The following is a 15,418-nucleotide window of genomic DNA, read 5'->3' as shown; positions in this document are numbered from 1 at the left end:
ATCGTCGGCATGCCGACGATGGGGCGTTCTGAGGCTCAATTTGAATCTGTCATCGGATACTTTATTAATATGATCGCGGTCAGAAGCAGGGAGACGGGCGCCAAATCTTTTACGTCGTTTTTGAAGGAGCTGCAGCTGACACTGGCAGAAGGGCTGGACCATGCCGCGTATCCGTTTCCCGCGCTTGTAAAAGAATTGAAGACGGAACGCTCGCCTGCGGTGTCGCCTGTTTTTCAAACCGCGTTTTTCTATCAAAACTTCTTCCGGACAGAAGGAGCGGAAAAGCTGGCGGAACTATATCAATCACTCGGCATTGAAATGATAGAAGACATTCATCAGGAAGGCGAATTTGAGCTTGCGCTTGAAGTCTATAAAAAAGAAACGGGAACCGTCCTGCAATTTCTGTACAACCCGGATGTCTACAGCCCTTCTTTCATCGAACGAATGGCGGAGCATTATATGAAACTGGCAGAAAAGGTGCTTTCTGATCCGGAGATCGCTTTTGAAGCCTGTTCCGGCCTGCTCAATCAAAAACGGGATGAAAGCCGTTTATCCCATCAGCCGAATGAGCGCTGCATTCATGAAGTGTTTGCAGAAAAAGCCGGACGCCACCCTGACAGAGAAGCCGTCACATTCGGTGAAAACAGTCTTACATATCGCGAATTAGATGAACGAAGCACGGCGCTCGCTGTGTACCTGCAAGAAAAGGGCGTCACACCGGAATGCCCGGTCGGCATTTGTACGGAGCGTTCTTTTGAGATGGTCATCGGCATCCTCGCCATTTTAAAAGCGGGAGGCGCGTATGTGCCGCTGGACCCGGCTTTTCCAAACGAACGGATGGCGCACGTGTTGACTGACAGCGGCGTTTCGATCGTATTAACGCAAGCAAAGACGCGCGGCATGATTGAACAGTTGGCCATCGGCGGTGTGAGCACGGTGGAAATTGAAAACAGCGGACGTTCTGTCAGCGGGGCAAAACTGACGCCGCGTTCAAAACCGTATCATCTCGCTTATATTCTATATACGTCCGGAAGCACGGGAAAACCGAAAGGCGTCATGGTTGAGCACAGAGCCATCATGAATACGCTGCAGTTTTTGGAAGCTGAGTATCCGGTCGCACAAGAGGATGCCTATTTGTTAAAAACGAATTACGTATTTGACGTTTCGATTTCTGAATTATTCGGCTGGTTTATCGGAAACGGACGGCTTGTCATTTTGCCGCCTGGTGCAGAAAAAAATCCGCAGCTTTGCATGGAATACATCCAAACCCACCAGGTCACGCATCTGAATTTTGCGCCCGCCGTGTTTAATGTATTTCTGGAAACGGTAAAGCGGCATACGGCATTTACAGAAGACGGCCCTGTGAAATATGTGATGGTGGCCGGTGAGGCGTTTCCGAAAGATTTAGTTAAAAAGTCAGTTTCCATCTTCAAACATGCCAGAATTGAAAACATATACGGCCCGACGGAAACATCCATTTATGCCGCTTACTACAGCTGCGGCCAAAAGGAAATCACAAGCAGGAATACGCCGATCGGGAAACCGATTCACAATACGCGGCTTTATATCGTCGATGAAAAGCTCAGCCCCGTCCCTGACGGTGTGGCCGGGGAGCTTTGCGTGGCCGGCGCCGGTCTGGCCAGAGGTTATTACAATCAGCCTGAGCTGACGGCGGCATCATTTATTGATAATCCGTTTAGTGAAGGAGAAAAGCTTTACAAAACAGGTGATTTGGCCAGATGGCTACCTGACGGAAACATAGAATATGCCGGCCGGATTGACAGTCAGGTGAAAATCCGCGGCTTCCGCATCGAATTGGGAGCGATTGAAACGAAATTGAACGAACATCCGGACATTCTTGACCAGGCGGTAGTTGTTCAGGAAAAGAACGGACATAAAAAGCTGATTGCTTATTATATGGCCCGCTCCGGTCATACGGCAGATGAAAAAGCGCTCCGCAACCATCTTTTATCAAGCCTGCCGGATTATATGGCGCCCGCCCATTTTATCCGCCTGGATGCGCTGCCGTTAACACCGAGCGGAAAAGTGAACCGCAAAGACCTAAAACAGCGCAAGGTAATCGTTCACCGGTCTGAAAAGACGGGCAGACTGCCGTTATCAGAAGCGGAAGCGAAAGTGACCGCAATATGGGAAGACCTGCTGAATACGGCGGGCATCAAAATCGAAGACGGCTTTTTCGATGTGGGAGGCGACTCGCTTCTGGCTGTTGCGGCGGCAGAACGCATTAAACAGGAGCTGGAATGCGATTTTACCGTCACGGATTTATTCGAACACTCTACCATAAAGGCGATCAGCCGATTTATTGTTGAAACAAAACAGGCAGCTGAATCAGAGGTGTCCGGCCAAGATGAAAGAGAAAAAGAACATACACCGCAAAACGGGATGCCGTCTTACTTTGATGACAGTGTGGCGATAGTGGGGATCTCCTGCCAGTTCCCCGGCGCGAAAAATCATCATGAGTTTTGGAAGCAGTTAAGAGAAGGAAAAGAAAGCGTCCGGTTCTACTCGAAAGAAGAACTTCGGAAAGCCGGCGTGCCTGAAGATTTGATCGAAAATCCCGACTATGTGCCGGCATTATCGACGATAGAAGGAAAAGATCTCTTTGACCCTGAGTTCTTTCACATTTCTCCGAAAGACGCAGAATTTATGGACCCTCAGCTTCGGCTTCTGCTGGTTCATTCTTGGAAAGCCGTCGAGGACGCGGGATATGTATCGAAAGAGATTCCGAAGACAAGCGTATATATGTCGGCAAGCAATAATTCGTATCGGTCGCTTTTGCCGGAAAAAACGACAGAAGGCCATGAATCTCCCGACGGCTATGTGTCATGGGTGTTAGCGCAGAGCGGCACGATTCCGACGATGGTTTCCCATAAGCTCGGATTAAAAGGGCCAAGCTATTTCGTTCATTCCAATTGCTCATCATCATTAGTCGGTCTTTATTCAGCCTATAGAAGCATAACGAGCGGAGAATCAGAATACGCGCTCGTCGGCGGAGCAACTCTGCATGCAGCGACCGGCATCGGCTATGTGCACCAAAACGGATTGAATTTTTCAAGCGACGGGCATGTCAAGGCATTTGACGCTTCAGCCGACGGTATGGCGGGCGGAGAAGGAGCGGCCGTCATTCTGCTGAAAAAGGCGTCACAAGCCGTTCAGGACGGAGATCACATATACGCCATGCTCAGAGGCATCGGTCTGAACAATGACGGAGCGGATAAAGTCGGTTTTTACGCACCGAGTGTAAAAGGCCAGACTGACGTCATCCAGCATGTTTTAGACAGCACGAATATTCACCCGGAGACGATTTCCTATATCGAAGCGCACGGCACAGGAACGACATTGGGTGATCCGATTGAAATGTCCGCGCTGCAGCAAGTGTATAAACGTTACACGGACCGGGAGCAGTATTGCGGGATCGGCTCCGTAAAAACGAATATCGGACATTTGGATACAGCAGCAGGTCTGGCCGGGTGCATCAAAGTCGCCATGAGTTTATATCATCGGGAGCTGGCGCCTACCATTAATTACACGTCACCGAATCCGAATATCAAATTCAGCGGTTCGCCGTTTTATGTGGCGGATAAGCGAAAACCGCTTCCGGAGAGAGAGACGCCGCACCGCGCAGCGTTAAGCTCATTCGGACTCGGAGGAACAAACGCCCACGCCATTTTTGAACAGTACGAAAACAAAACGATCAGCGGATCAAAGGACGGACAGCCGCCTTTTATCGTTCCGCTGTCAGCGAGAAATAAGCAGCGTCTTACTGCCTATGCATCTTGTTTATCCGGCTTTCTGGATGAAGCCGAAAACGATGTTTCCTTGCATGATCTGGCATTTACGTATCAGACCGGACGTGAAGCGATGGAAGAGAGAGCCGTTTTTATCAGTCATGATCGTCACGATTTGAAGCGTCAGCTGCAGGATTTTATCAACGGCAATGACCAAAACATCTTACGGGGCGAAAAAGTGAGAAGCAGAGAAGTGTCAGCTCAGGAGATGGAAGAGCTTGCGTCATGTCAGACACGGGATGAAAAGCTGAAAGCACTCGCGGCGCTCTGGGTTGAAGGAGCGCGTGTCGATTGGGGCTTATTGTATCAGGATTCCGCGCCGCAAAGAATCAGTGCGCCGACCTACCCGTTCGCAGAGGAGCGCTTCTGGCCGGAGGAAACTGTGAAGCAAACGGATACCAAACTTTTGCATCCGTTGGTACATCAGAATACATCTGTCTTGCAGGAGCAGCGGTTCAGTTCGGAATTCACGGGAAAAGAGTATTTTATTGCCGAGCATATCATTAAAGGAATGGCGATCGTGCCGGCTGCCGTTACCCTTGAGATGGCACGGGCCGCGGCGGAGAAAAGCATCGGCGGGGCAACAGAGGATTCTCTGGGCCTGCGCTTAAAGAATATTGTATGGGTCCGCCCGGTGATAGCCGATCAGGAGGCTGTCCGTGTCCATATCGGACTTTATGAAGAAGAGGACGGAAAGATTCATTACAGAATGTACGGGGGTAACGATTCTATCGGTGAAGAAGCTCCTCTTTATAATCAGGGCATCGCTGAAATCATCCGGAAGGAACCGGAGGAAGCGGCGGATATTGAGCAGCTGAAGCGCCGGTGCACACAGGGAACAATCGAATCTCAAGCGTTTTACAAAGGAATGATCGGTGCTGATTACGGGCCCGGATACAAAGGGGTGCAGCTTGTATACAAAGGCGAAGACCGGCTGCTTGCTAAATTGAAGCTTCCTGAATCCGTCTCTCATACAAAAGCTGATTATATCCTTCATCCGAGTATGATGGACGGTGCGCTTCAGGCCGCCGAATATTTGCAAAACGTGACGAGAGCGCTGCTTACAGAAAGCGGGGAACCATTCAAAGCCGCATTGCCGTTTGCTTTAGAGGAGCTGGACGTTCTGAAGCCGTGCGCTGATGATATGTGGGTGCACGTCACATTCAGTGCGAACAATAAAGCCGGCGATCCTATCCAAAAAGCCGATATTGATCTATATGACAATAACGGCGGGCTTTGTGTGCGGATGAGAGGTTTCTCAACGCGGATCATGGAAGAAAACGCGGGTGCCGGCATTTCGGTCAGCCGTACGGACACATTGCTCGCTGAACCGGTCTGGAAAGAGCAGCCGGAACCGGCGGCCCACGAGCCTTCGTATGAAGAGCATATCATTTTCCTTTGTGAGTACGATGAAGCTGTAAAACAGGCCGTGGAAGCAAAGCTTGAACATGCAAGCGTCATTATCTTGGACGATCGTCCCGCATCTATTGCAGAGCGGTATCATTCTTATGCGGGCCAGCTGTTTGACCATATCAAAACCATAATGAAAAGCAAGCCGAAGGGCCGCGTTCTTTTTCAGGCTGTTACGCGGTCAGCAGGCTTACAGCAGGTGTTCTCAGGCATTACCGGCCTCTTCAAAACCGCATGCCTTGAACATTCCAAGCTGATCTGTCAAATGATCGAAGCCGAGGAGGAAGAACGTGCTGAAGGCATAGCGGAAAAAGCGTCCGAAAACCGTATGCATGCCGAAAGCGTCCATGTGAAATATGAAAACGGCAAGCGCTTTGCCGCTGATTGGGAAGAGATGGATATTTCTCAAGCGGAGCCGGACATTCCGTGGAAAGACGAAGGCGTTTATCTCATTACAGGAGGTGCGGGAGGTTTAGGTCTGATTTTTGCAAAAGAGATCGCAAACCGTACAAAAGACACCGTCATCATACTAACCGGCCGGTCCGCTCTCAGAGAAAAGCAGAAAGACATGCTGGAAACAGTACGTGCTGCCGGCGCTTCTGTTTTCTTCGAGCAGACCGATGTCACGGACGAAGCAGAAGTATACCGATTGATCCGCAATATACGCAAACGGCACGGCAAGCTGGACGGGATTGTTCACAGTGCCGGCATTATAAAAGACAACTACATGGTGAAGAAGACGGCAGAGGAATACCAACACGTTCTCGCTCCGAAAGTGAAGGGCCTTGTGTATCTTGATGAAGCGTCACAACATGAGAAATTAGATGTCTTTATTGTCTTTTCATCCTTATCAGGTGTGCTTGGAAGCGTCGGCCAGGCTGATTATGCGTCTGCAAATGTCTTTATGGAGATGTATGCCGAGTACCGCCGTTCTTTACAAGCCGCAGGACAAAGATACGGAAAGACGCTTTCTGTCAGCTGGCCGTTATGGAAAGAAGGCGGAATGCAGGCAGGAAAGCAGACGGAAGATATGCTGATGCAGGAGGCGGGAATCGCACCGCTCGGCACAGATGCCGGCATCAAGGCTTTATATCAAGGCTTGATGAGCGGGACAGCCCGGATGACGGTTCTTGAAGGAGATGTGAAACACATGATAGCAAAACTGTTCCGCAAAGAGAATGATCATCCGGAAACAGAGACCGGCGTACGTCATGACATTGATGCTGACAGCCTGCTTGAAAAAGTGAAGCATCTGTTAAAACAGCAGACGGCCTCACTGTTAAAAGTAAACATTGACAAAATTGATCCTCATGAAGAAATGACAAAATACGGGCTGGATTCTATCTCGATGACTGAGTTTACGAACCAGTTAAACAAAACGTACCGGCTTACATTAACGCCGACGATTTTCTTTGATCATCCGACAATCCATGAATTTGCCGTTCATTTAATCAGTGAATACGAAGAGGAATTTGCCGGACGGTTTGCGGTAAATACAAAAACGGTTCAATCGGCAAGACCGGTAAAAGAGACTCAAATCACGCGCCCGGCCGTTAAGCGACGCCGCACTCTGCCTGAGACACTTCCGCAGACAGTGCAGCGGGACCAAGGGCCGGAACCGATCGCAATCGTAGGCATCAGCGGGATTTTCCCGATGGCAGAAGACATTGAAGCTTACTGGCAGAACCTGAAAGAAGGCAAAGACTGCATGACCGAGATTCCGAAAGACCGCTGGGACTGGCGGGACTATTACGGGGATCCCGCAAAAGAAGCCAATAAAACAAACGTCAACCAAGGCGGGTTTATTGACGGAATTGCTGAATTTGATCCATTGTTTTTCGGGATTTCACCGCGGGAAGCGGAGCAAATGGACCCTCAGCAGCGACTCTTGCTGACGCACGCGTGGAAAGCGATTGAAGATGCCGGATATGCGTCAAAGAGTCTCTCAGGCACAAAAACAGGTGTGTTTATCGGGACCGGAAATACCGGCTACGGTTCGCTTTTAGCCAATGCCGATGCGGAGATTGAAGGGTCATCCGCGGCGAATACAAGTCCGTCTGTCGGACCGAACCGTGTCAGCTATACGCTCAATCTGCACGGGCCGAGCGAACCGATTGATACCGCCTGCTCAAGCTCGCTCGTTGCCATACACCATGCCGTTTCTTCAATTGAAGAAGGAACGTGCGACATGGCTTTGGCGGGAGGAATCAATACGATTGTTCTTCCGGATGTGTATATCAGTTTTGACAAAGCGGGCGCGCTGAGTAAAGAAGGAAGATGCAAAACGTTCTCTGATCAGGCTGACGGTTTTGCCCATGGTGAAGGAGCCGGTCTCTTTTTCCTCAAAAAGCTGAAAGCCGCTGAGGCGGATGGGGACCACATTTATGGCGTCATTAAAGGAAGCGCGGTGAATCACGGCGGCCGCGCGGCATCTTTAACAACGCCTAACCCGAAACAACAGGCGGAAGTCATTAAAGCCGCATATAAAAAAGCGGGCATTGATCCGAAAACAGTCTCTTATATCGAAGCGCACGGCACCGGAACAGAACTGGGAGATCCCGTTGAAATTAACGGCCTGAAACAAGCGTTCAGCTCGTTTGCAGACGGAAAAGAGAAAGCGGCCGGCTATTGCGGCTTAGGGTCGGTCAAAACGAATATCGGCCATTTATCCCTTGCCGCGGGAGCAGCGGGCATTATTAAAATTTTGCTGCAGATGAAGCATCGGACACTAGTAAAAAGTCTCCACTGTGAGACGGTAAATCCGTACATTCAGCTTGAAGACAGCCCGTTTTATCTGGTGCGGGAGACGATGGAATGGAAGACGCAGACGGACGAACGCGGGAACGAACAGCCGCGCCGCGCGGGCATCAGCTCATTCGGCATCGGAGGCGTAAATGCCCACGTCGTCATCGAAGAATACATCCCAGAAGACAGAGAGGAAGCAGATGATTCTCATATCGATCCATGTCTTTTCGTTCTGTCCGCCAAAAATGAAAAACGCCTGAAAGAACAGGCAAAACAGCTGAAACGTGCGCTTACTGAAAAACGGTACGATCAATCCTCCCTCGTTTCTATGGCATATACCCTCCAAATCGGAAGGGACGCCATGGAAGAACGCCTGGCGGTTATTGCCGGATCCGCAGAAGAACTGCAGGAAAAACTGTCACAGTTTATCACTGGAGATAAGCACGCGGACTTGTACAGAGGAAGAATAGACAAAGGCACGCTGCAAATGCTGACGGAAGATGAAGAAATTCAAGAAGCCGTTGAAAAATGGATGGCCCGCGGCAAATACGCGAAGCTGCTTGAATTATGGGTCAAAGGGCTGAACGTCGATTGGGCGAAGCTGTATGGAGACCGGCCGCCTAAACGCATGAGCCTGCCGTCGTATCCTTTTGCAAAAGACCGTTATTGGGCGGCGAAACATACCGGAAAACACGAAAAAACAAGCACTGTATCTGCCGGAAAACAAGACGCGCTTCATCCGCTTCTGCACAGAAATACTTCAAACCTTGCAGAACAGCGGTTCAGCTCAATCTATACAGGAGAAGAATTTTACCTTGCGGACCATGTTGTAAAAGGCGTGCCGATTTTACCGGGAGTGGCACATCTTGAAATGGCGCGCGCAGCAATGGAACAGGCATCTGAAGTTCCGGCCGGACAAGGAAGCGTCAAGCTTAAGAATACGGTTTGGGTGCGGCCGATCACCATTGAAGACGAGCCGGTTCATGTCAACATCCGTCTCATTCCTGAAACGGCAAATGACGTTCAATTCGACATTTACAGCGGCCGGGACACAGATCAGCCGTCTGTTTACAGCCAAGGGGCAGTATCAGTCCGCCCTGACGCAAAGGCTCCGGTCATTGATCTCCAAAAGCTGAGATCAGAATCCGCCGAGACACCGTTTTCTGCAGATGAAGTGTACGATATGTACCGCAAAATCGGTTTTGATTACGGCCCGGCTTTCCGGGGTGTCAAAGCGATTTATACAGGTGATGATTTCGTATTGGGCAGACTGTCACTTGATGCGGCTTGTGCGGACACGGTACAGGAGTATGTCATGCATCCGGGCTTAATGGACTCTGCATTGCAGGCATCAAGCATATTAACCGGAACAAATGATGAAAAACTGATGCTTCCGTTTGCGGTTCAGGAGCTTGAAGTATTCAGCGCATGCGCTGCGGAGATGTGGGTTTACGCCAGACTTTCAGAAGACCACAAAGCCGGCCAGATTGAAAAACGCGATCTTGATATTTGTGATGAAAACGGCAAGGTTTGCGTAAGGCTGAAAGGTTTGTCATTCAGAACGGCTGAAAAAGAACCTGAGAAAAAAGAAAAAGCTCCGGAAACGCTCATGCTTGAGCCGGTATGGACCCGAAGCGATGAAACCGCCGTTCAAACGGAACCGGTTTTTGCCCGGCATATCGTGTTGCTTTGTGACACAGACGCAGGATTGAAACAAGCCGTTGAAGCCGCGGGAGCTGAATGTATTGAAATGACCTCCCCGCACGGGAAAGCGGCGGCGCGCTTCCGTGATTATACAGGACGGATATTGGAGACGCTGCAAAAACTGCTGAAGGAAGAGACGGATGGAGACGTCCTCATCCAGACGGTTCTCTCTAAAACAGATAAGCATCAGCTGCTCTCAGGGATTTCAGCTCTGTTAAAAACAGCCGGCCTGGAACATAAAAAACTGAAAACCCAGCTGATTGAAATAGAACCGGCGGAAAACGGCAGAATCACAGACATCATCAGAGAGAATAAAATACGGGCTGCTGATGACAGCCATATCAAATATGAAAACGGCATCCGATACAGCGCAGATGTCAAAGAAACGGCCGTGTCCGGCGGCAAAATACGCATTCCGTGGAACGACGGAGGCATTTATCTCATTACCGGAGGAGCCGGGGGCTTAGGCTTTATTTTCGCGAAAGAAATCGCCCGCAAAGTCAAAGAGCCGACACTGGTTTTGACAGGCCGTTCCGCTTTAAGCGAGAAACAGCGGATGCAGCTGCAATCGCTTGAATCACTCGGAGCAAAAGCGGAATACAAGCAGGCTGACGTAACAGACGCTCAAACTGCGGCAGACCTGGTCAAAACAATTGAGACGGAATATGGCGGCCTTCACGGCATCATTCATAGCGCGGGTGTGATGAAAGATCAGTATATCGCAAAGAAAACAACCGAAGAGTTTTACAGTGTATTGGCTCCTAAAACGGACGGATTTGTCAACCTTGATGAAGCAACCGAGCATTTAGCGCTGGACTTTTTCATCGTTTTCTCATCCATTTCCGGCGTCACCGGGAATGCGGGACAGGCGGATTACGCGGCGGCAAACGCATTTATGGACAGCTATGCGGCATACCGCAACGCGCTGGTTACGGCAATGTACCGCCACGGACATACATTGTCGGTCAATTGGCCGCTTTGGAAAGACGGCGGAATGCAAGTCAATGAAGAAATGGCGAAGCTCACCGAAAAAAGAACCGGTGTAACGCCGATGCGCACTGAGACCGGAATAGAAGCTCTTTACAAAGCATGGAGCACGGGGAAAACAAGCGTGCTCGTCATGGAAGGAAACCGCGCCGTAATGCGGGAAAAGCTGCTTCAAAAGACTCCTGCAGCCGCTTTTGCACCGGTTAAGAAAACGGATGAAACGCCTGCGCCGAAAGACCTGACGGCAAAACTTCAGGAATTGCTGGCAAAAGAGGTTTCCGGGCTTCTGAAAATAAACATTGAAGAAATCGATATCGAATTGGAGTTTAATCAATACGGATTTGATTCCATTACGCTGACGGAATTCGCCAACAAGCTGAATGACACTTATCAGCTTGATCTGACACCGACCGTATTTTTTGAATATGCGACGATTCAAGCCTTGGCGCATCATTTAGCAGAAGACTATCAAACACAATTTGCCGGCAGCACACAGCCGAAAGAAGAAAAACAAAGCGGCGTAACTGATGATGGCGGCATCAGACTGGCAGGTAACAAACGATTTGCAAAAACTGCCGTACAGCCTGTTCAGACTGCGGCTGAACATAAACCGGAACCGATCGCCATTGTCGGCATGAGCGGAGTGTTTCCAAAGGCCGCAAATATTGATGAGTATTGGCGCAACTTAGAAGAGGGAAAAGATTGTATAACAGAGGTTCCGGCGGATCGCTGGGACTGGCGTGAGTATTACGGTGACCCGCTTAATGAAGCCAACAAAACAAATGTAAAGTGGGGCGGATTTATCGACGGAGTTGCGGATTTTGATCCGCTGTTCTTCGGAATTTCACCGCTGGAAGCCGAACAGATGGATCCCCAGCAGCGCTTGTTAATGATGTATGCGTGGAAAGCGATAGAAGATGCGGGATATTCCGCTAAAAGCCTTTCCGGCACGAAAACAGGCCTGTATATCGGCACGGGGAATACCGGATACGGCTCACTGTTTTCCGACCTGGATATCGGCGGTGCGTCAGCCGCAAATATGAGTCCGTCAGCGGGGCCGAACCGCGTCAGCTATATGCTTAATCTGCACGGGCCGAGTGAACCGATCGACACGGCTTGTTCCAGCTCGCTGGTCGCGATTCATCACGCCGTATGCGCCATTGAAAACGGGAACTGCGATATGGCGATCGCCGGCGGCGTGAATACTGTCGTCACACCGCAAGGCCACATCGCTTATGACAAAGCCGGCGCTCTGAGCAAAGAAGGGAAATGTAAAACGTTCTCCGACAGGGCGGACGGATTTGCCGTCAGTGAAGGTGCCGGAATTCTGTTTTTGAAAAAGCTGTCAGAAGCGGAAAAAGCGGGCGATCATATCTACGGTGTCATTAAAGGCAGCGCGGTCAACCACGGCGGACGCGCGAACTCCTTGACGACACCGAACCCGAAAGCCCAGGCGGAAGTCGTCAGAACGGCTTATGACAAAGCAGGCATTGATCCGAGGACCGTCACTTATATAGAAGCGCACGGAACCGGAACGGAGCTTGGCGATCCGGTCGAAATCAACGGCCTGAAATCCGCCTTTCAAAAGCTGTACGAAAAAACAGGCGATTCCGCCGTTTACGCGAGTCACTGCGGTCTGGGATCGGCCAAAACCAATATCGGCCACCTGTCACTGGCAGCCGGTGTCGCGGGTGTGATCAAAGTGCTGATGCAGATGAAGCATAAAACACTTGCAAAAAGCCTCCACAGCGAGGTCATCAACCCATATATCAAGCTGAAAGACAGTCCGTTTTACATCGTACAGGAAAAAAGAGAATGGACGGCATTAAAGGACGAAAACGGCAATCATCTGCCGCGCCGTGCGGGAATCAGTTCTTTCGGCATCGGCGGCGTAAACGCCCATGTCGTCATTGAAGAATATATCCCGAAGGAAGAAAGAAAAACAGCTGTTTTCACACACCCTCAAATCTTTGTGCTGTCGGCCAAAGAAGAAGAGCGTCTGCAGGAACAGGCGCAGCAGCTGGCGCAAGCTTCTTTTACGGATGCGGATCTTGCCAATGTTGCTTACACGCTTCAGCAGGGACGTGACGCGATGGAAGAAAGAGCGGCTATTATCGCTTCCTCGGCCGAAGAACTGCGGGACAAGCTAAAGAGCTGTGCGAAAGGACGTTATGATATAGCGGGCATTTATAAAGGAAAAGCGGGTAAAACCTCCTTGAAATCCATTCTGGCAGGCGCAAACGGCGAAGCGGATATCGAAGAGCTGATAAGCCGCCGAGAGAATGATAAGCTTGCGGAATTATGGGTGCAGGGCGCGGATATCAAATGGGACGGCTTATATTCAGATATCAAGCCCCAACGGATGAGTCTTCCTGCTTACCCGTTTGCGAAAGAGCGGTACTGGATCACGGACAATCGGCCGAAAGCAGAGAAACCGCAAGCTGTGCCGACGTCGCGGGTGCTGCACCCGCTGCTTCACGAAAATGTATCAGATTTAACAGAGCAGCGGTACCGATCCGAATTTACGGGACAAGAGACGATTTTCACCGATCATCTTATTAAAGGCAAGCCGGTTATGCCGGGCGTCGCCTACTTGGAAATGGCTAGGGCGGCGGTTGCTCAGGCAGTCAAAGGGCAAAAGGAACGTCCGTCTGTCACCCGCCTGAAAAACATCGTTTGGGTTCGGCCGATCGAAGCGGGAAACCGCCCGATTGAAGCGCAAATCAGCCTGAACCCGAGGGAAAACGGTGAAATCGTGTATGACATTTACACGGATTCACAAACAGAAGCAAGCGGCAGGCAGATACACTGTCAGGGGGCTGCCGGCATTCTCAGCGCCGGGGAGGCTCCGCACCGTGATATAGGCGCACTGAAAGCTCAATGCGGCCTCAGTATACTGACTTCTGAACAGTGTTACGGCTTATTCAGCAAAATCGGCATTGACTACGGTCCAGCACAACAAGGAATTCAGCACATTCATATCGGAAGCAATCAAGCATTAGCTGAGCTCCGGCTGCCTTCCTTCCTCGAAGAAACGGCAGATCAATACGTTCTTCACCCGTGTATGCTTGATTCAGCTTTGCAAGCGACAATCGGTCTGAAGCTGCACGCAGATGATAACCAGCTGTCACTGCCGTTCGCCCTTGAAGAACTGGACATTTTCAGTCCGTGCACGACAAGCATGTGGGCGTATGTCAGCTCCCGGGGAACGGATGAAAAAATACAGCGGCTGGACATTGACTTATGCGATGAGACCGGCCGGGTCTGTGTCAGAATTAAAGGGATTTCTTCCAGAATGATGGAAGGCCCCGCGCCGGAAACATCATTAAATGGAGCAAACCTTCTGGCTCCGGTGTGGGATCTCGCGGAATTCCGTGATCAAAGCCCGGCATATAAGACGGAAGAGGTTGTCTTTATCGCGGGGGATGAGGAAAGCGCGGTTTTTCAATTGCATCATCCTTCTGCGAAACGGCTTCATATCAACCCGGAGGATGAAATAGAGGCTGTTGCGGCTGAACTGAAAGCAAGAGGGTCTTTCGGGCATATCGTATGGATCGCTCCTTTTCACAGCGCTGATGACATGGTAAAAGCTCAGGATACGGGCGTCATCCAGATGTACAGAGTGATTAAGGCCATGCTTGCTTTAGGATATGGAGGCAAGCGAATCAGCTTGACTGCAGTCACAATAAAAACACAGTCCGTACAGCCGGCGGACATGATTGATCCGGCTCATGCAGGCATTCACGGTTTGGTCGGCTCGCTCGCAAAAGAGTATCCGAACTGGCAAACAAGGCTGATTGATGCCGGATGTCCGGAAGATGTTTCAAAGGCGGAGCTGTTCTCAGCGCCGTTTGATGAGCAAGGCAATACATGGGCGTACCGGAACAATCACTGGTACAAACAGCGCCTTATTCCTGTACAGCAGCCGGTGTCAAGCCGGCCCGCTTACCAACAAGGCGGCGTTTATGTCGTCATCGGCGGTGCGGGGGGCATCGGCGAGGCATGGAGCGAATATGCCGTGAAAACATATCAGGCGCGAGTCGTTTGGATCGGCAGACGAAAACATAACAGCGCCATCCAGGAAAAAATCGACAGACTCAGCCAATTCGGCCCGGCGCCGATTTATATTGAAGCTGACGCGGCAAATCCGAATGAGCTCACACGGGCGTATGAAACGATCAAACGCACGCACCCGCAAATTAACGGAATCATCCATTCCGCAATTGTTTTAGAGGATCAGAGCCTGAAAAATATGCCGGAAAGCCGTTTTAAAAGCGTGCTCGCTGCAAAAGTCAATGTCAGCGTGAATATGGCCCGCGTGTTCCAAAATGAGCCGCTAGACTTTGCTTTGTTCTTCTCATCTGTTCAATCATTTGCACGAGCGGCCGGACAAAGCAATTATGCTGCCGGATGCAGTTTCAAAGATGCCTTTGCCGCTCATTTGGCTCAAGTTCGGCCGTATTCGGCGGCAGTGATGAATTGGAGCTACTGGGGCAGTGTCGGAATCGTATCATCTGCCGAATATCAAGAACGGATGAAACAGGCGGGAGTCGGATCAATTGAAGCGCCGGAAGCAATGGCGGCGCTTGAACGATTGCTCGGCGGCCCGTTGAATCAGTTCGTCATGATGAAACAGGCGGAAGAGCCGGAGGAAAAACCGGAAGAAATGATAGAAGTATACCCTGAACATCACGGCTCGGCGATGCAAAAACTGCGAAGCTATCAGCCTAAAGTAACAAGACATGTACAACAATTGAGTTAAG

1 protein-coding gene is annotated in these 15,418 nt (G+C 50.5%); it reads left to right on the top strand.

The features are described 5' to 3' along the window. Positions 1 to 15,417 (top strand): non-ribosomal peptide synthetase (locus AR442_RS03415; protein WP_060557610.1); only part of this gene is annotated, 15,417 nt, incomplete at its 5' end. Position 15,418: the final 1 nt, after the last annotated feature.

Source organism: Bacillus velezensis (assembly GCF_001461825.1).
GTDB lineage: Bacteria > Bacillota > Bacilli > Bacillales > Bacillaceae > Bacillus > Bacillus velezensis.
This window is presented reverse-complemented; position numbering and strand designations above follow the sequence as displayed.